Raw genomic sequence first — 19,606 nt, forward strand, 5'->3', positions numbered from 1 at the left:
AACCATTGCGGAGAGTGATTCACCCGAGCGCGACTACGCGGCTACTGAGAGTGAGAAAAACCTACTGCGGTCCGTCGAGCAGAGTGGGATCGCTGCGCAGCATCGCCGCCAGGCGGCGGGCCGCCATCTCGGTCTCCTCCGGGCGCTCCACCTGTAGCGGGATCGGCTCGGGAAGCGGCTCCGGGAAACCGGGCTGCTGCTGCTCGGCATGCTGCGCGGGGTACGACTGGGCGTACGGATGCGGCTCGTGGGTCTCCGCGTACGGCGGCGGCGCGGCCGCATAGGGATGCGGCGGGACCGGCGGGGGCGGTGTCGCCGCGAACGGATGCGGTGTGATGTTGCCCTGATCGGCGTAGCCGGCCTGGTCGTACCCGAAGGCCTGCTCGTGCCGGTTGGTGACGAACGGCTGCTCCGCGGTCGTCGGCTCGGCATACTCGAAGTCCGTGGTCGGGCCGAACCGGTCCTGATCGTCGCGGCTCGCCCGTGGCGGCGCCGCGGGTGGCGGCTCCTCGACCGGCTCCTCGACCTCGATCTCGAAGTCGGCATGCCGGGGCGCCGCCTCGGTGGCCCGCGGGGCGACCGGATTGTCGGCGGTCACCTGCACCACGCCGTCGGCCATCGCGAAATGGAGCAGCACCGGATCGCCGGCACCCTCGACACCGACCGTGACCGTCATCTGAGGATTACGGGACACCACACCCGCGATCGCCTCGACCAGCTCGGTCACCGCCGGCGGGGTGCCGCTGGTCTCTCCGGCGGCCCGGCGCCTCAGCTCGTCCCGCCGGGCGAGCTTGTCGAGCGCGTCGTCCAGTCCGCCTCGCACGTCACCGTCCTCTTTCCTACGCGGTCGCCCGGTACCCCAACTGTGCCCCTCCGCGGGCCGGTTTGGGAACCGCCCTGCCCCGGGTTCCATGGGAATCCGTCTCCGGGCGACCCGGATCACACCCTACGACTTCATCCGAATGGCCTTGTCGAGAGCCTGGTCCAGTACCACGAGCAGAGCGTCCCGTACCGAAGCACGGAAGCGCGCATCGAAGGATATGACCGGGACGTCTTCACGCACCGCGAGGGCCCACCGGACCTCCTCGACGCTGTAGCTCATCTGCCCGTTGAAGGTGTTGATACCGACCACGAACGGCAGGCCGGCCCGCTCGAAGTAGTCGACCGCCGGATAGCAGTCGTCTATGCGGTTGGTGTCGACCACGACCAGGGCGCCCAGAGCGCCCCGGACCAGGTCGTCCCACATGAAGGCGAAGCGCGTCTGACCCGGCGTGCCGAAGATGTACAGCTTCAGGGTCTGGTCGATGGTGAGGACACCGAAGTCCATCGCGACCGTCGTACCGGTCTTCATCGTGGCCTGGCCGGGGTTGTCGATACCGACCGACTCCGAGGTCATCTCGGCCTCGGTGGTGAGAGGCGAGATCTCGGAGATGGCGCCCACGGTGGTCGTCTTGCCGACCCCGAAGCCGCCGGCCACGATGATCTTGACCGGGACCGGCGCCTTCTTGGGCGCCGGAGCGCCGGGTATGCGCGCGGTACCGACGACGCGGTTAGCTGATGGATCGAAGTCCACGGATCACTCGCATGATGGTGTCGGGGTCAGGTGTGTCGTTGTCCAACACATGGACATCGAGCTGGCCGGTGGCGCGGAGGTCGCCGACCAGGATTCGGGTCACGCCCAGGTGCAGACGAAGGCGTGCGGAGATCTCGGCTACCGAGATCGGGCTCTCCTCGCAGAGAGCCACGATCGCCCTGGTTTCCGGAGAGAGCCGGGACGGTGGCGCACCGGGCACCAACGTCACCTGAGTCTCCATACCGATGTCGGGGTCGCCTCCATCGGTCCGCCCGGACGTGATGACGAACGGGCGCAGCGTATTGGTCGATGACTCGACCGGCGGGTGCTCCCCGGTAGGGGTGTAACCACCGGTCGAGTGCTGAGGACCGGATTGCAGGAAGGGCCGGACTCCGGTTCGCGCCGGAGGTACCGGTTCGTCGGGGTCCGGGTACGTCACTGCTGAACAGCGTTCTTAAGCTCGGCGATCAGGCGCGGGCTCAGGGCGCCACCGGCGCGGGTGGCGAAGAGCGTCATCTCGTACGCCAGCGTGCCCAGGTTGGCCGAACGGTCCGCGATGACACCCAGCACCGAGCCGGCACTGATCGCGGTCACCAGCAGGTAGCCGTCCGCCATGTCGATGATGACCCGGTTCAGGGCGCCGAGACGGTACCAGCTCGCAGCCCCACCGGAGAGGCTGGTCAGGCCGGAGACGACGGCCGCGAGGCGCTCGGCGTTGGGCCGGTCCTTGATCGCCGACATGGCCATCAGCAGACCGTCCGAGGAGACGGCGATGGCTTCGATCACACCCGCGGTACCGGAGGTGAACGAGTCAAGCAGCCAGTTGAAGGTTTTGGCTTCAGCGCTGAGCTGACTTTGCGCGGGGGAGTAAGGGGAAGTCATCGCGGTTGTCCCTCGTGTTGTGGCTGACTTTCATTCAGTGCGAGTGCGACTCCGTACTCGAACTGATCCATGAGAGCCCGGGCGGCCTCGGGGTCCAGCGTGGACGGGGCCGGCGGGGTGATCGGTTGCATCTCGTCGCGCGGGAGGGTTGCTCCCGGCACTCGACGGGTCAACGGGGCACCACCGTTCGAGGACGGGGGCGCGGGCGGGGCGGGCGGTGCCGGAGTCTCCCACCGCGGGGCGTCCCACTGCTGCGGGGCGGGCGGGGCCGACACCGGAGCCGGGGAGTTCCACTGCTGCGGGGCGGGCGGGGGCGACACCGGAGCCGGGGAGTTCCAGCTCGGTGCGGAGAAGTCCGGCGCCGGGATCGACACGCTCGTGTCGTGCGCGCGGATGACACCCGCCTCGAAGGCGTCGAACGCGGCCCGCGCGGCGAGGGCGTCGTCCTGCGACTTGGGCGCGGCGAGCTGGTGCGGCACGCTCTCGGCCGGGAGCTGGCTGCCCGGCACCCGGCGGCGCAGGGGAGCGCCGGTCCCGTTGCGCTGCGGCTCCGGCGTGACCGGGGCCGGCGGGGCGACCGGGATCTCCGGGGCGGCCGGGGCGGGGACGTTCCAGCTGGGCTGTACGGCCGCCTCGGCACTCCAGGCCGGCTGGGCCGGCGGCAGCTCGGGCAGCGCGGACGGAACCCGGCCGGCGACCGGAGTGCCCAGGTCGTACGACTGGACCGGCTCCGGGTAGCTGCCGGCCGACGGGTACGCCGGCTCCTGGTACGCCGGGCCCGGCGAGTACACCGGCTCGGCGTCGTAGACCGGCTGTCCCGCGTACGGGTCGGCGTTCGCCGGGGCGCTGCCGAGAGCCGGCATCCCGGCCGGGCCGAACGCGTTCCACGAGGTGCCGGCCTCGACCACCTGGGTGGCCCGGCTGAGCTTGATCGGGTCGAACGGCTGCTGGCTGCCCGGCACCGACCGGACACCGGCACTGGCGATGGCCACCTCGGTGGTGTTGCCGCGCAGCGCCGCCGCGTAGGCCGGCGCCATCGGCATCTCGGGAGCCTGGAGCTGCTGCGGCACCGGACCGGCCGGGAAGGCCTCGACCGGCGCTGCCGACGGGTACGCCGCGGGGGCCATCGGGGAGAGGTTCTCCACGCGGCCGATCAGGTGCGACGGGCTCAGGTCGATCCAGGCGGTCAGACCGCCGTCCGGGGTGTCGGTGAGGGTCACCTCGATGCCGTGCCGGCGGGCGAGCCGGCCGACCACGAAGAGACCCAGCACCTCGGTGGGCGCCAGGTCGAGACGCTCACGGCGGGTCAGTCGCGCGTTCTCCTCGGCCAGACGCTCGGGGGCGAGGCCCAGGCCGTGGTCGATGATCGCGAGGCGGGCACCGCCACGCAGCTCGTCGGCGCTGACCGTGACGTTGGTGTGCGGCGGAGAGAACGTGGTGGCGTTCTCCAGCAGCTCGGCCAGGAGCAGCGTCAGGTCGGCCAGGACGGCCGGCGCCACGACGATGTCCTCGGGGATGTCCACCTCGACACGGGTGTAGTCCTCGATCTCACCGAGGGCGAGACGGACGACGTCGGAGAGACCCAGCGGCGCCATGTGCTCGTTCGCACCGGCGCCACCGGAGAGCACGACCAGCGCGGACGCGTTCCGGCGCAGACGGCTGGACATGTGGTCCAGACGGTAGAGCTCGCGCAGGCGGTCGCTGTCGGTCTCCTTGCGCTCCAGCGTGTCGATCAGGGACAGCTGGCGGCCGACCAGGTTCTGCGTACGACGACCGACGTGGCCGAACATCTGAGCGACGTTACGGCGGCCGAGCACCTGACGTTCCACCAGCCGGGCGGCGGTGGTCTGCACGCGGTCGAACGCCCGGGCCAGGTCACCGATCTCGTCCTGGGCCTCGACGTCGACCGGGTCCAGCCGGATCGGCCGGACCTGGGCCTCGGCCTCGTCGTCGGCCACGCGCTCGAGCTCGGACTCGGCGGCGCGGGCGATGCGGTCCGCCGAGACGGTCAGGCGCCGCAGCGGCCGGGCGACCGCGCGGGCCATCAGGATCGACAGCGTGATCACCAGGATGAGCAGCAGGAACGCGCCACCACCGATGAGCGCCGACTGCCGGATGGCGCTCGACCGGTTGTCGGCCACGGCCACGCCCACGTCCTGCGCCACGCGCTTCTCGACGAAGCTACCGAGGATGGTCACCGACTGGAGGGACGGGAACAGCAGGTTGATCTTCAGGTCGTTCAGTGCCAGCGCCGGGTTGGTCTCCAGCGCGGCGGTGAACTTGGGACCCACACGCGCGGTGAACGCCTGCTGGGTGCTCAGGTACAGCTTGTACTGCGCGTCGGTGAAGTACACCCGCGACGACGTGATGATCGACTGGATCTGCGCGAAGGTCGAGGTGAACTGGCTCAGCAGCAGCGCCGCATCCTGCGGGCTGCGGCCGGCGCCGGCGACCACCGCGGAGGCCAGCCAGCACGACGCCTGGCTGATCAGGTCGTCGGAGCGCATGGCGCGGTCCAGGGCGTAGACCTGCTGGCCGACACTGGTCGTGAGGTCGGCACCGGTGGACAGGCCCAGACCCTCGATCAGCGGGTTGATCGCGCTGGTGAAGTCGCTGATCACCGTCGGCGGCTGGATCGAACGGTTCAGCACGTTCTGCCGGGTGCTGTTCAACTTGGCCGCGCCGGCGATGGCCCGGCGCAGCGCGAGCGGGGCGTCCTCGTCGTCGGCGAGGCCGGCCACCGAGTCGGCGGCCTCGGCGCTCTGGAGCACCAGGGCCGGCCGTTCGACCAGACCGAGCAGGTAGCCGACCGAGAGCAGGCGCTCCTCCTGGAGTTCGATCAGCGAGGCGCTGACCGCGGTGGCCCGGGCGACGGTGTTCGCGGTGTCCTGAGCGGTGGTGGCCGCTTCGATGCGCTCGTAGATGACCGGGATGGCCAGGCCGACGACGCCGAGCAGTGGTACGAGGATCAGCAGGGCCAGCTTGCCCAGGATGCGGAACTTTCCGAATAGCACGTTTATCGCTCCCAGGCCGGCTGGCCGCCGAAGCCGCCCCCGGCGAAGCCGGGCGGGTTGTCACCCTGGACCGACACGTCGCGACCGCTCTCGGAGGCCGTCTCGCGGCCGGCCCGGACGGTGCGGACGCGGGTCCAGAAGGCGGCGACGGTCAGCAGCACGATCGAGACGACGAGCATGACCCAGGCCTCGGCGCGGCGGTAGTCGAGTTCGTCGATGCGCTCGTCGAGCAGCGTCGACATCTCCTTGAGGAGGACCGTCGCCAGCGCCTTGAGCGCGTTGGTCAGGGTGCTCTGCGCGGTCACCAGGATGGAGACGTCCGGGGCCTGCCCGATGTTGGCGCCACGGTTGGCGGCCTCGACACCACGGCGGAACGAGTCCAGGTTGTTGACCGTGTTGCTGGCGAGGGTCGAGCTGTCGGTGTCCTCGGCGGCGGCCTGGAGATTGTCGGTCAGCTCCGCGACGCTCTCCTCGACGGCCAGGACCTCGGCGCCGAACTGGACCTGCAGCGGGGCACGCTGGTTGTTCTTGGCGGCGGCCAGCATGTTCGCCAGGTCGCCCATCCGGCTGACGTGGGTGACCGCCTCCGGCATGTTGACCGTGACGGTCTCCTGGAGGAACCAGATGTCGCTCTGCGCGTCCTGGTTGAGCTTCGAGTTCTCGCGGACCGCGCCGTAGAGCTCCAGCGCGAGGTCACCGACCTCGACGTGCGCCTCGTAGACGTCCCCGGCGGTGCCGGTGACGCCGGGCAGCCGGCCGATCTTCTCCTTGAGCCCCGACCAGCGACTCGTGGTGTCGAGCTCGCCGCCGAGGGTCGCGTCGACGCCCTGCACGCGCGCGACGGCGGCGGTCAGCGCGGCCGGCTCCTGGGTGACACCCTGGAGTGACGAGGACTGCGACTCGGCGAGCGCGCTGATCAGCGGCGCAAGCTCGGCGAGATACTCGATGCCCTTCTGCTTGAGGGCCGTCTCGTCCCGCTGAGTTTTGTTCTCGTTCAGGACGCGCAGAAACAGGACTGCGGTCGGCAGCACGACAAGCACCGTCAGCACCACCGCGAGGGCGGAGCGTAAACGGGATCGCCGGCTGTTCACCGAGACTGACATTGCTTTAGTCCTCCGCCATGCACACGCGATGGGCCAGTGGGGGGCTACGGAGAGTAGCCATGCGGGCGCACCGATCCGGGTCAATCTATCCGAGAAATCCTCAGAAAACCCCTTTCCAAGGGTCAGAGTTCGCTCGGCTGATCGGGGGATACGCGGCACTCCCGACTTCGCTGTACGAGCGGCCACGCTGCAGTCCACGCGGTTTTCGGGCCAAGGAAGGGGTGCCGCGGGAGATCGTATCCGCCGCCCTGGCGAGACGTGAATATGAGTTCTACTTCGGATTTGTTACGTCTCGGCGACTTTGCATTCACTGATCGTGCCTGCGTGATTGCTCTGCGGAATTAGTCAACGCACAGTAGTCGAGCCGATACAGAAAAGCGGGCCCCTCCGACCGGTTTCGGTACGGAGAGACCCGAATGACTCAAATCCTGGCCAGTGCCTTACGAAGCGGATCGAGGCCGAGCGAGCCGAGGTTCAGGGCGTCGCGGTGGAAGGCCTTGAGGTCGAAATCACTTCCTTTGCGAGCCTTTGCCTCGTCGCGGGCCTGCAGCCAGATCCGCTCGCCGACCTTGTACGCCGGCGCCTGGCCCGGCCACCCGAGGTAGCGCTTCCACTCGAAGCGGAGCACCTCCTCCTGCATGCGGCAGTGCGCCCGGAGGAACTCCCAGCCCAGCTCCGGTGTCCATCGCTCACCCGGGTGGAAACCGAACGGATTGTCGCGCGGAATCTCCAGCTCGAGGTGCATGCCGATGTCGACGATCACCCGGGCCGCCCGCAGCGACTGGCCGTCGAGCATGCCCAGCCGGTCACCCGGATCACCCAGGTAGCCGAGTTCGTCCATCAGGCGTTCGGCGTACAGCGCCCAGCCCTCGCCGTGCCCGGACGACCAGCAGAGCAGCCGCTGCCACCGGTTCAGCGAATCGGCCCGCAGCAGAGTCTGGCTGATCTGGAGATGATGGCCCGGCACACCCTCGTGGTAAACGGTGGTCACCTCACGCCATGTGGAGAACTGCTGCTGCGTCTCCGGCACGGCCCACCACATCCGGCCCGGCCGGGAGAAGTCCTCACTGGGGCCGGTGTAGTAGATGCCGCCGTCACTGGTCGGGGTGAGACGGCACTCCAGCTTGCGGGCCGGCGGCTCGATGTCGAAATGCGTGCCGTTCAGCTCGGTGATGGCCCGGTCGGAGAGCGCCTGCATCCAGTCCCGGAACGCCTCCTTGCCGTCGATCGTCCGAGCCGGATCGGCGTCCAGCGTGGCCACCGCCTCGTCGATCGACGCGCCGGGACCGGCGATCCGCGCCGACACCGCACGCATCTCCCGCTCCAGGCGGTCCAGCTCGGCGAAGCCCCAGAGGTACGTCTCCTGGAGGTCCACCTTGGCGCCGAGGAAGTACTGCGAGGCCAGCGTGTACCGCTCCAGGCCGGCCGCCTCCTTGTCCCGGCCCAGCGGAGCCAGCTCGTCGCGCAGGAAGGCACCGAACGCGGCGGTCGCGGCGGTGGCCGTCTCGGCGCCGCGCCGCAGCTCGGTGGCGAGGGCGCCGGAGGCCTGCAGCCGCCCGGTGAGGGAGTGGAAGAAGTCGTCGCGGGCCGGGTCGGTCCAGGCCTCGCACTGCTCGGCCACGGCCAGCAGCTGCTTGCGGGCGCTGACCCGGCCGTCGGCGGCACCCTCCAGCAGGGTCCGCCGGTACTGATCGAGCGCGCGGGGGAACGCCTTCAGCCGGGCGGTGATGTTGGCGACGGCCTCCTCGCCCTCGGTCGGCATCACGTCGAACACCATGCGCAGCTCGTGCAGCCCGCTGGTGATGACGCTGACGTCGGTGCTGACGTAGCCCGCGTCGTACTGGGCGAGCTGAAGCCCGAGGCGCTCCATCATGGCGTCCTTGGCGACCTGCTCGGACTCGTGTTCGGGCTCGATCACGTCGAGCTCGACGACGGTCCGGCGGATCAGGTCGGCCTGCGCCGCGAAGCCCTCCGGTGAGAGGTCGTCGGTCTTGTCGTCGTAGCCGGTTATGCCGGCCGCGGTGGCACCCGTCGGGTTCAGTGCCGCCCACTCGTCGACGTAGCGGTTCGCGAGTTCGTCAATTCGTCCCACAGGTGCCGACCCTACGGGACGTCACCGGTGTGACGCGGTCCACCGGGTGAGGCCCTCGGCGGTCCACGTGTTCACGATCCGCTCGGCCGGGACACCGCAGAGCGCGGCCCGCTCGCACCCGAAATCCAGCCAGTCCAGCTGGCCCGGCGCGTGCGCGTCGGTGTCGATGCTGAACAGGCAGCCGGCCTCGCGGGCCACGGTGAGCATCCGCTTCGGTGGATCGAGCCGGTCCGGGCGCGAGTTGATCTCGATGGCCTTGCCGTGCTCCAGAACGGCCGCGATCACCCGGTCCAGGTCGAAGTCGCTCGGCGGCCGGGTGCGTGCCTTGCGGTGCGCGGCGTCGCCCTCGCCGGCCGCCGCCACCTTGCGCCCGGTCATGTGCCCGAGCACGTCCAGATGCGGATTGGCGATCGCGGTCACCATCCGCCGGGTCATCCGCGCCGCGTCGTCGCGCAATTTGCTGTGCACCGAGCCGACCACCAGATCGAGCCGGGCCAGCAGCTCGTCCTCCTGATCCAGCCCGCCGTCCTCGAGGATGTCCACCTCGATGCCGGTGAGGATGCGGAAACCGTCGGGCAGGGCCGCGTTGAGCCGGTCCACGTGGTCGAGCTGCCTGCGCAACCGGTCGGCGGTCAGCCCCCGGGCCACGGTGAGCCGTGGCGAGTGGTCGGTCAGCACGAAATACTCGTGCCCGAGGTCGGCCGCGGCCAGCGCCATCTCCTCGATCGGCGACCCGCCGTCGGACCAGTCGGAGTGCACGTGACAGTCGCCGCGCAGCGCCGCCCGCAGCTCGGCGGCCGCGGCCGGCAGGTCGGTGCCCTCGGTCGCGGCGATCCGGCGCAGATAGACCGGCTCCTCACCGGCCAGCGACTCGGTCACGCAGCGGGCCGTGACCTCGCCGACGCCGGCGAGTTTCGCCAGGGTGCCGGCCTCGGCACGGGCGACCAGCTCGTCGTGCGGGGTCTTCGCGACCGCGGCGGCCGCCGACCGGAACGCGCGCACCCGGTAGGTCGCCTCGTTGGCCCGCTCCAACAGGAACGCGATACGCCGCAGGTCGGCGACCGGATCACGAGACGAGGGCATGCCGCCAGCCTAGGGGTCAGCGGCCGAAGGCGTACGCATCCTTGCGGGCCGCGACGAATCTCTTCGCCTCGTTGCCGCTCTCCGTGATGTAGTGCCACGGGAACGTCGTGACGTGGTCGCCGATCAGATCGAAGACGCGGGCCGCCCAGCCGAACTCGCCGGCCAGGAACAGCATCATGGCCAGACCGTTGGCCCGCGCCGGCCAGCCGAAGACCGGCCGGAAAGCCGCGTTCAGCACCGAGTGCTGCGCCGCGACGACCAGGTCCCGGCGGGCCTCCGCGCCCCGGATGTGCGCCTCGTCCTCACCGGCGGGCAGGCGCAGCCAGTACTCCAGGTGGGCGTCGACCATCAGGGTCGGCAGCAGCCCGCCCGGCGTCGACCGGGCGAGGGCCTCCCGCGCGAACGCGAACATCTCGGCGTGGCTGCCGAACCACTTGTCGCAGAGGAACTGAAGCCGCTGCTCGTGGGCGATCAGATGCTCCGGCGCATGCTTGACGACCGCGTTGAACCGGGCCGCCGCCTCGTCCCGCCCGACCTGCGACCCGCGTGCCGCGGTGGTCAGCCAGGTCCACGCCGTGGTGTCGGCCGGGTCCCGTTCGGTGACCTCGGTCAGGCACTTCTCGGCGAACGCGAGCCGCTCGAAGAAACCGGCGAACTGTTCCGTCGACGTCTTCTCGGCGTACGCCGAACCGCGTGCCGCCCACGCCCAGGAGACCGCGTGGCAGCCCTGGATCAGCAGCGGCAGCGTCGACCCGGGCTCGTCGGCGACCCATCGGCCGATCCAGTCCTGCACACCGGGGACCTCACTGGCGAACTCCATCAGGTAGGCCCGCCCGTCCGGGTCGGGCAGCGAGGCGAACACCCCCCGGATGGTCTCCCGGTCCTGTGTGCTCATCGCGGTGATCAGCGCCCGGGCCCGCGGGTCACCGTGCGTCGGGTCGATGTCCGGTACCCGGGAGAACGGCCACATGTGGTGATCCTATTGGTCTTGCCCAGCGGATATCGAGATCGGTACCTTCCGACGGCCGTCCGATCGGGCGGCCACACGGGGAGGAAACCAAAGGTCATGTCAACCGCGCTACGCGCCACCGTATCGGTGGCCATGCTGGTCGGGTTCTATCTGCTCGGCCTCCTCCAGCTGGCTCTGGTCGGCTGGCTGCTCTACGAGATCTGGACGCACTTCCAGGGTGCGGGCGCGGCCAAACTGAGCTGGCTGCTGCTCGCCGCCGTCGGCGCGGTGCTCGTCGGCCTGTGGAAGGCGATCCGCGCGCAGCCGGGCGAGCCCGAGGGCCTGCTCCTCCACCCCGAGCAGGCGCCCGACCTGTGGCGGACGGTCCGCGAGATGGCCGCCGAGGCCGGCACCCGGCCACCCGACGAGATCCGCCTGGTCCCCGAGGTCAACGCCGCCGTCAGCGAGGACACCAAGGCGCTCGGGCTGATCGGTGGCACCCGGCGGCTCTACCTCGGCATGCCGCTGCTCCAGACCTTCACCGTGGACCAGCTGCGGTCGGTGCTCGCGCACGAGCTCGGCCACTACTCCGGCTCGCACACCCGGCTCTCCGCGGTCGCCTACCGCGGCCGGGTCGCCATGCACGAGACCCTCGGCCGGGTCGGTAGATGGAACGTGTTCGGCTGGGTGTTCAAGGGCTACGGCCGGCTCTACCTGCTGGTCAGCAACGCGGTGACCCGGCGGCAGGAGTTCGAGGCCGACCAGGTGTCGGTCCGGGTGGCCGGCGTCGACGCGGCGGTCAGCGCCATGCGGGAGCTGCCGGTCGTCGCCGCGGCCTGGGACCTCTACTTCGGACGGTACGTCGCCTACGGCTGGGAGCACGGGTACGCCCCGGACGACATCTTCGGCGGGTTCGGGCAGCTCTACGCGGCCCGTACCGAGGAACTGGCCCGGCTGCGCGACGAGGAGCCGGACACCGAGACCTCCCGCTGGGACACCCACCCGGCGATCGGTGTCCGGATCGAGGCCATGCGGGCCCTGCCGCCGACGCGGCACGCACCCGACCGGCGTGCGGCCTCGTCCCTGCTGCCGCAGCTCGACGGTGCCGGCCTCGCCCTCCAGGCCGCCGTCGTCGACTTCGGCCCGCGAACCGTGCTGCCCTGGTCCGACTTCACCGCCGCCTCGATCATCGCGGTGCAGCAGCGCCGCGCCGACCGGGTGTTCCGTTCGGCCGCCCGGCGTCTCGGCGTCCCGGAGGCCGGCCTGGCCGAGATCTTCGAGCTGGTCGCGAGCGGCCGGCTCGGCGAGCTGGCCGCCGAGTTCTACCCGGACGCCGGCCGTGACGAGGCGGCCGCCGCGTTCGCCGACCCGATGGACGACCTGATCACCCTCGCCGCGGTGCGCTCCGGCGCGGCCCACTGGCAGCACTCCTGGGCCGCACCGGCCCGGCTGATCGATGGGCACGGCCGGCCGGTCGACTACGCCGAGATCGCCAAGCTGGCCGTCTCCCCGGAGACCGTCGGCGAGGCCCGGCAGCGGCTCGCCGACATCGGCATCCACGTCGAGGCGGCCCGGGTCGTCGAGACCCGGGCCACGGCTAGCGGCTCCGACGTCATCGGCGCGATGGCCAACATGCGGGTCGACGACCAGGAGCACGACCTGATCCTGCTGGACCGCGGCTTCCTGTTCGTCCCGGCGCCGAAGAGCAGCAGCGAGGGCGAGAAGCGGCTGCACGAGCTGCTGTCCAACAACGACCCGGCCGTCCTGGCCCAGCACTACCGGTTCGTCCCATACGAGGAGGTGACCGGAACCCGGATCACCAAGGCCGTCCCGATCAACGCGGAACTGGACCTGCACGGCGGTGTCACGGTATCCATCAAGGAGCGGTGGGCGAGCGACCAACTCGGCAAGAGCCGCGACACACTGGAAACCGTGCTGAACCGGATCAACGAACGGGCGGGATAGCTTGCGGACCATCGACTGGGTCAACGGCGCCGTGGAGATCATCGATCAGACGGCGCTGCCGGGTGAGGAACGGGTGCTGCGGCTGCACACCGTGGGAGAGCTGATCGCGGCGATCCAGTCGCTGGCGGTGCGCGGCGCGCCGGCGCTGGGGGTGGCCGGTGCCTTCGGCGTCGCGCTGGCGGCCCGGATCCACGTCGACGATCCGGCGGCGCTCGCGGTGGCCGTACAGAAGGTGGAGACCGCGCGCCCGACGGCGGTCAATCTGGCCCGCGGCGCGCAACGGGCCGCCGCCCTGATCCCGCGCGGGCCGGAGGCCGTCCTCGCCGAGGCGTGCGCCGTGCGGGACGAGGAGATCGCCGCCTCGGCGGCGATGGCCCGGCTCGGCGCCGACCTGGTCGACGAGCTGTGCGGGGCCCCGCCCCGCCTGCTCACCCACTGCAACACCGGCGCGCTCGCCGCGGTGACCGTCGGCACCGCCCTCGGCGTGGTCGGCGAGCTGCATCAGCGGGGCCGGCTGGCCGGCGTGATCGCCAGCGAGACCCGGCCGCTGCTTCAGGGCGCCCGGCTCACCTCGTGGGAGCTGACCCGCTGGGGCATCGAGCACCGGGTCGCCGTCGACTCGGCCGGGCCGTTCCTGATGGCCCGTGGAGAGGTGGACGCGGTGATCCTCGGCGCCGACCGGATCTGCGCCAACGGCGACGTGATCAACAAGATCGGGACGTACTCGCACGCCCTCGGCGCGCGGCGGGCCGGCATCCCGTTCGTGGTGGTCGCACCGGAGTCCACCGTCGACCACGACACCCCGTCCGGCGCGCACGTGGAGATCGAGGACCGCGGCGCGGCCGAGGTCACCGCCTGGGGCGAGGCGGTGAACCTGGCCTTCGACATCACGCCGTTCGACCTGGTCACCGCCATCGTCACGGACCGCCGGGTGATCCGGGTGGACCGGGGCGAGAAACCCTAGGCCGCGGGCTTCCAGGGCGTCATCCACGGGGACTCCGGCCAGCCTTCGGCGGCCGCCATCAGCGGGTACGCCGTGGCGCCGTCGACCGTCTCCCGGATGACGTCCGCGTGCCCGGTGTGCCGCGCGGTCTCCTGGATCAGGTGCAGCAGGACCCAGCGCAGCGACCAGAAGTCGTACTCCTGCGGGTTCCACGGCACCGAGTGGTCGATCGGCACCCGGTGGTCGAGGTCCGCGATGTCCCGGACGGTCTTCTCCGTCGCCTCGGCCACCCGCTCGTACATCGCGAACAGGTCCTCGACGGTCTCGTCCTCGGCCAGCACGAAGTTGCGCTCGTAGGCGCCGTAGTCCATCGGCTGCTGCTCGCCGCGTACCGTCGCCATCCAGCCCTCCTCGGTGGAGGCGCAGTGCTTGATCAGGCCGGCGACGCTGAGGGCGCTGGCACTCGGGGTGGCCCGCAGCTGCTCCGGGGTCAGCCCGAACGCGGTCAGCTTCAGCACGTAACGCATCTGGGCGAGGTAGGCGAGCAGACCGTCCTGCTCGTCGGTGACGGGGCGGACCTGACCGGGCATCGGAGACTCCCTGCGGCTGGTGTCGTGGACACCCCTAACGCTAGGGAGAAAAGCGGTCAGTTTCTGGCCGCTTTCCGACAAGCTCCGTGCCATTCACCGCGGTCACCCATCCACCCGATCGGCCCAGGGCCAACAGTGCCTGGACGTCCGCCGCGACCGGCTCCGGCCGGCCTGGGGCCGCCGGCCAGGCACGGCGTGCCTCGGACGCCGGGCGCAGGTGGTCGGTGATCGCGCCGATCGGATCGGGAAGCTCGAGATCGGCCTCCAGTTGTCGCAGCTCACCGATGAGCCGGTGCAACTCCGACCGCACCGCACTCCCGTTGCCGCCGCACATCGCCGCGATCAGCTCCGGGCGGGTCGCGGCCACCCGGGTGCCGTCCCGGAAGGATCCGGCCGCCAGCGTTCCGGCCAGCGGATTCGCCAGCAGTTGCCGGGCCAGGACGGCGGCGAACAGGTGCGGCACGTGACTGATCTGCGCCACGGCGGTGTCGTGCTCGGCCGCGGTCACCGGGACCACCCGCGCGCCCAGCCCGGTGAACAATCCGGCCAGCAGCAGCCAGTCGCCGAGGTCGGTCCCGTGCGGCTCCAGGCACAACACCCAGGCACAACCCTCGAACAACCCGGCCTCGGACGCCGCGAAACCGGACGTCTCCTTACCGGCCATCGGATGTCCGCCGACGAACCGGCGGCCCGCCAACAGGTCCCGGACGGGACCCTTCACCGACGTCACATCGGTCACCAGGCCGTCGAATCCGTCCAGGTCGGCGACCACTTCCGGCAGAATCGGCAGCGGTACGGCCAGAGCCGCCACCGCACTGCCGGCCACCGCCTCGCGAACCGAACCGGCGACCCGGAACCCGCTCTCCCCGGCCAGCTCACGGGTGGCCGGGTCGGCGTCGAAGCCCACCACCTCGTGCCCGGCCTTCGCAAGCGCCCGCAGCAACGATCCGCCGATCAGTCCCAGCCCGATGACCGTTATCCGCACTCCGACGACTCTAGGCCTTGCAGTCGTTCTCCTTCGCCCAGGCGGTGACCGTGGCGACCGGGCTCTTCTGACCACCCTTACGCCACGACGCGAGATAGGTGTACGGCCAGACGACCCCGCGCCGCACCTTCCAGTCGCCGGTCTTCGCGCACGGCGGCGAGATGCCGTAGTGCACGTGGCAGACGCCGCTGGAGTTGCCGGTCTTACCGGTCAGGCCGAGCAGCTGCCCCGCCTTGACCCGGACCCCGGCCTTGATACCGGACTGGATCCTGCTCAGGTGCGAGCCGTAGTAGCGGACGCCGTCGTCACCCTCGATCGCCACCGACAGCCCGCCGTTGTTCGGGCCGTCCGGGTTGCCCTCCACATACCGGTCGGTGAGGCTGAGCTCCAGCACCGTGCCGCTCGTGGTGGCCACGAACCGCTCGCCGCAATCGACGAAGAGGTCGGTCGCCGGGTATTTCGAGTGCGTGTTGCTCCAGTCCACGTTCGACGCGTCGACCGGGAACACATACTTCACCGACGCCGGCTTCGTGGTGGCGGCCGCGCTCGGTTTCGGCTTCGCCTTGACCGGCGCGCTCGGGCTCGCGCTCGCCGGCGCGGACACCTCCGGAGCGGCGCTCGTCCCGGCCGGCCCGGCGCTCGACGCCTGCGCGGCCGGATCCACGAACTTCGGGGTCGCGGCCGGCGAGGACGACCCACCGGCGCCACCGCAGCCGGCGAGGCACACGGCCGCGATCGTCAGACCGGAGAGGGTACGGAGTAGGCGCACCGCGCCATCCTGGCAGAAGACCGGGGATCGTGCAGACCTGCCGATGGCTAGGCTGGCAGGGCAGGTGTGCAGAGGAGGAACGAGATGGCAGACCGTCAGGTTTCCTGGCCCGCGGCCGCACCACCGCCGCCGGGCTATCTGCCACCCCGTGATCTGCCGCCCTCACCGATGTTCACCGGGCTGCCGCCGCGGCCGGTCTACCGGGAGCCCTACCCCGTCTCGGCCGGGCCGGTGCTCAGCGGTCTGGCTGCCACAACGGTGTGGTTCGTGCTGTTCGGCAGTCTCGGGAGCGGTCTGGGGTCGTACGCGTGGTGGACCATCGGCGCGGCCCTCGTCGCCTGGGCCGTCGCCGTGGTCCTGGCGCTCCTCGGCGACCGGGGTGTGGCGGTCGGTGTGGCCGTGGCCAGCGGGGTCGCCCTGTCCATCGCGATGTTCTTCGTCACCCTCCACTGGACCGTCACCCTGGACTGGCCGCTGTGGTGATTTCCGCCACCGGACGTGCCCTTTCGGTAGCCCTGAGCAGTGGGTCTGCCGACATGCTCATCGACTCTTGACGAACGCCGCGCGGCTGACGCACTCTCGGTCGCATGGCCCCCTCGCCACCACGGCTGGACCCTGATCGCAGCCGTCGCCGCCTAGAGCTGCTGGCCGCTCTGGCCCAGGCGAAATCGACACGTGATTCGATACCGTCGCCTCGTCTGCGTGGTCTCCGGATCCGCGAGTTGATCGCGAATCGCCGCCGCCCGGTGAACTGACTTCGGTTTCGTCAAGGCGTGGCGCGATGCGCCCGCCCTCGCACCCGCTACCGTCAGGCGCTGAGAGTTAAGAGTCGTGTTGGGGGAGATCGTGTCGATTTTCGCTGCCGCCGTCGCCCGCAGCAAGAACGGTTGGACGGCGTCGGAGCTGGACCTTGCGGTCCTGGCCGACATCGACGAGGTGGTGGACGCGCTCCGGGACACCGAGCCGGACGCCGACCTCGCGCTGTTGTTCGTCGAGAGCGACGACGAGTACCTCGCCATCCTGCGCCTGGACGAGGGCGAGGACCTGCGGGTGTTCGGCTCGGACTCGGGCTTCGCCGAGGAGTCGCGGATCGGTTCCGTGCTGCTCGGCGAGATCGAGACCCCGGCCCTCGGGCTGGACGACCTGGCCGTGGAGGACGACGAGGACAAGCCGGCCGACCCGGACGCCGACCCGGTCGGTGACGCCGACCTGCTCGGCGATCTGGGGCTCAACGCCCAGCGGCTGCTCGCCCTCTGCGGTAGGGAGGGGATGCTGCCGTCCGACGTCACCGCCGAGATCTGCCAGAAGATCGGGTGTGGCGACGAGATGGAGGAGCTGCGCGAGGCGTGATACGCCGTGTGCAGCATGAGGAGTGGATGCGACGGGCACTCGCCGTCGCGTCCACCTCACCCGAGGACGTCCCGGTCGGGGCGATCATCCTCGGGCCCGACGGCACCGAGCTGGCCGCCGCCGGGAACGAACGTGAACTGAGCGGGGACCCGACCGGCCACGCCGAGATACTGGCGATCCGCCGGGCCGCGGCCCGGATCGGCGAATGGCGGCTGGCCGGCTGCACCCTCGTGGTCACCCTGGAGCCGTGCACCATGTGTGCCGGCGCACTGGTTCTGGCCCGGATCTCGACGCTGGTCTTCGGCGCCTGGGAACCGAAGACGGGCGCGGTCGGCTCCCTCTGGGACGTGGTCCGCGACACCCGCCTCAACCACCGCCCCGACGTCTACGCCGGAGTGCTCGAAGCCGAATGCGCCACCCTGATGCGCGACTTCTTCCGGTAGACGTTCCCCCTCAGCTGGCCCCCACCGCTGCCTCAGCACAGCCGAGACAGCGGTGACGTCCAGCCGCGAAGGGCCGGCTGGTTCCCACCGCTGTTTCGGGGCGGGTGAGACAGCGGTGGGAAACAGCCGGTGACCGTCGCATACGCCCGGCGGTCGCGGTGCGGGCCGGAGTGGGCAGCCACGTCGCGTGGCCGCCACGGGGCGGTGTAGGGCGGTGGTGGGCGGGGTGGCTCGTACAAGAGGAGGCTCCTGGCCCACCGTCGACGCGGTCAGGCGTCGGCGATCGCCGTGTTCAGGCCGATTTTGACCATGTTGCTGAAGCCCTGCTCGCGCTGGGCGGAATCCATCGCCTCGCCGCGCTTGATGTGGTCGCTGACGGTGAGGATGGTCAGGGCCTTGGCCTTGTAGCGGGCGGCGATCGTGTAGATGGCCGCGGACTCCATCTCGACCGCGAGCACGCCGTAGTCGGCGAGGCTGTCGTACAGGTCGGGGCGGTCGGTGTAGAAGGCGTCGGCGGCCAGGATCGGGCCGACCCGGATCGGGGTGCCCAGCGCCTCGGCGGCGTCGACCGCGGTGCGCAGCAGGCCGAAGTCGGCGACCGGCGCGTAGTCGACGAGACCGTCGAAGCGGGTCCGGTTCATGTTGGAATCGGTCGCCGAGCCGATCGCGGCGATCACGTCGCCCAGGTTCAGGTCCATGGCGAGGGCGCCGCAGGAGCCGATCCGGATCACCGACTTCACGCCGTACTCGTTGATCAGCTCGTGGGTGTAGATGGAGGCCGACGGCATGCCCATGCCGGAACCCTGCACCGAGACCCGCACGCCCTGCCAGGTGCCGGTGAAGCCGAGCATCCCGCGGACCTGGGTGTAGCAGACCGCGTCCTCCAGGAACGTCTCGGCGATCCACTTCGCCCGCATCGGGTCACCGGGCAGTAGCACCCGCTCGGCGATGTCGCCCGGCTTGCCGCCGATGTGCACGCTCATCTCAATCCTCCGTTTTTCTGTTGCCAGAGCGTCGATCTTGCCAGGTCAGCGCGGTCGCGCTGGGTTATGGGTGACCCCGCGGCAAAGCCGTTGCGGCGTCCGGTAACGTACTTCCCGGTGGTGTGTCCGAGTGGCCTAAGGAGCACGCCTCGAAAGCGTGTGAGGGTTTACGCCCTCCGCGGGTTCAAATCCCGCCGCCACCGCCATACAGAGAGCCCGATCCCCCGGATCGGGCTCTCTGGTTTTCTGCCCTGCGGGCTGTTACTGTCCGTGCCCGTCGGCCGGGTCCACCGAGCGCCGGAGTGGAGACTCGTCCGTTCGGTTGTTCTCCATGATCAGCGCCACGGATGTAACGGTGGTGTTTCGTCCCAGCTCACGGCTAGGAATTACGGTATGTAGTTGAGTGCGGACGGCCCTAATACGTAGGGTGTTGCGCAAGTCACGCGAGCCAAATACACCGGATCAGACAATGTGGTTCCGACCGGGCGTCGAGAAACTCTCACAGAACCGCCTACGCAGATTCTTCGATGTCTGTCCTAGATTTGTCATGTGAGAGTTGAGCATCACTGGTGGAATGGCGACGTCCGGCTCGCGCGCCGGGACGTCTACGTCCGCACCGACGGCGCGCAATGGGAGGTCGAGGCCCAGATGGGCGGCCCCGAGGGCAAGTCGAAGGTGCAGCAGTGCCCCGGCAAGGCATCAGCGATGATCCTGGCCGACGCGTGGCGTGGTCCACGCTGGCGGTGGCGCGAACTCTGAGGTCGCGCCAGGAGCCCCCCGGCTGCGCCGCAAATGCTTGACCGACCCCGGCCAGCCTCGAACGGGCCGGACCCCCAGTGGGTCCGGCCCGTTCGCTTTGTCTGACACACGTGCTGTCCGATG

19 protein-coding genes and 1 tRNA gene are annotated in these 19,606 nt (G+C 70.3%); 7 read left to right on the forward strand and 13 right to left on the reverse strand.

Features of this window, described 5'->3' with window-relative positions:
* Positions 1 to 61 precede the first annotated feature (61 nt).
* The 9 genes from BC793_RS21220 to BC793_RS21260 all read right to left on the reverse strand — a co-directional run bounded on the left by BC793_RS21220 (position 62) and on the right by BC793_RS21260 (position 10,717).
* On the reverse strand, positions 62 to 823 hold the full coding sequence (locus BC793_RS21220) for a hypothetical protein (RefSeq protein ID WP_109594880.1): 762 nt from the start codon (positions 821 to 823) through the stop codon (positions 62 to 64).
* Between the two features lie 123 nt (positions 824 to 946).
* Positions 947 to 1,573: a GTP-binding protein gene (locus BC793_RS21225; RefSeq protein ID WP_109594882.1), complete on the reverse strand. Its 627-nt coding sequence runs from the start codon at positions 1,571 to 1,573 to the stop codon at positions 947 to 949.
* Positions 1,551 to 2,012: a DUF742 domain-containing protein gene (locus BC793_RS21230; RefSeq protein ID WP_109594884.1), complete on the reverse strand. Its 462-nt coding sequence runs from the start codon at positions 2,010 to 2,012 to the stop codon at positions 1,551 to 1,553. Before BC793_RS21230 ends, BC793_RS21225 begins: the two co-directional genes overlap by 23 nt.
* Positions 2,009 to 2,455 carry a roadblock/LC7 domain-containing protein gene (locus tag BC793_RS21235; protein ID WP_109594886.1) on the reverse strand — a complete coding sequence of 149 codons (447 nt, stop codon included), beginning with the start codon at positions 2,453 to 2,455 and terminating at the stop codon, positions 2,009 to 2,011. Before BC793_RS21235 ends, BC793_RS21230 begins: the two co-directional genes overlap by 4 nt.
* Entirely contained in the window at positions 2,452 to 5,469 is a 3,018-nt protein-coding gene (locus tag BC793_RS21240; RefSeq protein ID WP_109594888.1) for a sensor histidine kinase, read from the reverse strand. Before BC793_RS21240 ends, BC793_RS21235 begins: the two co-directional genes overlap by 4 nt.
* Positions 5,470 to 5,471: 2 nt before the next feature.
* Positions 5,472 to 6,500, reverse strand: coding sequence for a hypothetical protein (locus BC793_RS21245; RefSeq protein ID WP_146246379.1), 1,029 nt, complete (start codon positions 6,498 to 6,500; stop codon positions 5,472 to 5,474).
* A gap of 493 nt (positions 6,501 to 6,993) precedes the next feature.
* Positions 6,994 to 8,664: a DUF885 domain-containing protein gene (locus tag BC793_RS21250; protein ID WP_109594891.1), complete on the reverse strand. Its 1,671-nt coding sequence runs from the start codon at positions 8,662 to 8,664 to the stop codon at positions 6,994 to 6,996.
* A 21-nt stretch (positions 8,665 to 8,685) separates the two neighbouring features.
* On the reverse strand, positions 8,686 to 9,747 hold the full coding sequence (locus tag BC793_RS21255) for a PHP domain-containing protein (RefSeq protein ID WP_109594893.1): 1,062 nt from the start codon (positions 9,745 to 9,747) through the stop codon (positions 8,686 to 8,688).
* Positions 9,748 to 9,763: 16 nt separating this feature from the next.
* Positions 9,764 to 10,717, reverse strand: a complete 954-nt coding sequence (locus tag BC793_RS21260; RefSeq protein ID WP_109594895.1) for a DUF4034 domain-containing protein — start codon at positions 10,715 to 10,717, stop codon at positions 9,764 to 9,766.
* 96 nt (positions 10,718 to 10,813) lie between these two features.
* Here BC793_RS21260 and BC793_RS21265 point away from each other — a divergent pair, with 96 nt between their 5' ends.
* Positions 10,814 to 12,661: a M48 family metallopeptidase gene (locus BC793_RS21265; protein ID WP_109594897.1), complete on the forward strand. Its 1,848-nt coding sequence runs from the start codon at positions 10,814 to 10,816 to the stop codon at positions 12,659 to 12,661.
* Between the two features lies 1 nt (position 12,662).
* On the forward strand, positions 12,663 to 13,625 hold the full coding sequence (gene mtnA, locus BC793_RS21270) for an S-methyl-5-thioribose-1-phosphate isomerase (protein ID WP_109594899.1): 963 nt from the start codon (positions 12,663 to 12,665) through the stop codon (positions 13,623 to 13,625).
* Here mtnA and BC793_RS21275 read toward each other — a convergent pair.
* From BC793_RS21275 to BC793_RS21285, 3 genes are read right to left on the reverse strand one after another with little or no spacing between them, the layout of a single operon-like run.
* Positions 13,622 to 14,194 (reverse strand): DinB family protein, encoded by a 573-nt coding sequence (locus BC793_RS21275; RefSeq protein ID WP_109594900.1) that lies wholly within the window; start codon positions 14,192 to 14,194, stop codon positions 13,622 to 13,624. The two genes, mtnA and BC793_RS21275, sit on opposite strands and share 4 nt — an antisense overlap.
* Before the next feature lie 40 nt (positions 14,195 to 14,234).
* Positions 14,235 to 15,179 carry a prephenate dehydrogenase gene (locus BC793_RS21280; protein WP_109594902.1) on the reverse strand — a complete coding sequence of 315 codons (945 nt, stop codon included), beginning with the start codon at positions 15,177 to 15,179 and terminating at the stop codon, positions 14,235 to 14,237.
* A gap of 10 nt (positions 15,180 to 15,189) precedes the next feature.
* The gene (locus BC793_RS21285) at positions 15,190 to 15,948 is read right to left on the reverse strand and encodes a M23 family metallopeptidase (RefSeq protein WP_109594904.1); all 759 of its coding nucleotides are present in this window, start codon (positions 15,946 to 15,948) and stop codon (positions 15,190 to 15,192) included.
* An 84-nt stretch (positions 15,949 to 16,032) separates the two neighbouring features.
* Between BC793_RS21285 and BC793_RS21290 the strand changes: the two genes are divergently transcribed.
* The 3 genes from BC793_RS21290 to BC793_RS21300 all read left to right on the forward strand — a co-directional run bounded on the left by BC793_RS21290 (position 16,033) and on the right by BC793_RS21300 (position 17,741).
* Positions 16,033 to 16,431 (forward strand): hypothetical protein, encoded by a 399-nt coding sequence (locus tag BC793_RS21290; protein ID WP_109594906.1) that lies wholly within the window; start codon positions 16,033 to 16,035, stop codon positions 16,429 to 16,431.
* Between the two features lie 363 nt (positions 16,432 to 16,794).
* A complete protein-coding gene (locus tag BC793_RS21295) occupies positions 16,795 to 17,298 on the forward strand; it encodes a tRNA adenosine deaminase-associated protein (RefSeq protein ID WP_109595245.1) in 504 nt (167 codons plus the stop codon).
* Complete coding sequence (locus BC793_RS21300) at positions 17,295 to 17,741, forward strand: nucleoside deaminase (RefSeq protein WP_275416226.1); 447 nt, start codon at positions 17,295 to 17,297, stop codon at positions 17,739 to 17,741. The genes BC793_RS21295 and BC793_RS21300 overlap by 4 nt, the downstream gene beginning before the upstream one ends.
* A gap of 269 nt (positions 17,742 to 18,010) precedes the next feature.
* Here BC793_RS21300 and deoD read toward each other — a convergent pair whose 3' ends face one another.
* On the reverse strand, positions 18,011 to 18,724 hold the full coding sequence (gene deoD, locus BC793_RS21305) for a purine-nucleoside phosphorylase (protein ID WP_109594908.1): 714 nt from the start codon (positions 18,722 to 18,724) through the stop codon (positions 18,011 to 18,013).
* 116 nt (positions 18,725 to 18,840) lie between these two features.
* Here deoD and BC793_RS21310 point away from each other — a divergent pair.
* Positions 18,841 to 18,930 (forward strand) — tRNA-Ser (locus BC793_RS21310).
* Positions 18,931 to 19,273: 343 nt separating this feature from the next.
* Positions 19,274 to 19,483, forward strand: coding sequence for a hypothetical protein (locus BC793_RS21315; protein ID WP_092551478.1), 210 nt, complete (start codon positions 19,274 to 19,276; stop codon positions 19,481 to 19,483).
* The last annotated feature ends 123 nt before the right edge of the window (positions 19,484 to 19,606 follow it).

Source organism: Actinoplanes xinjiangensis, assembly GCF_003148685.1.
Classification (GTDB): domain Bacteria; phylum Actinomycetota; class Actinomycetes; order Mycobacteriales; family Micromonosporaceae; genus Actinoplanes; species Actinoplanes xinjiangensis.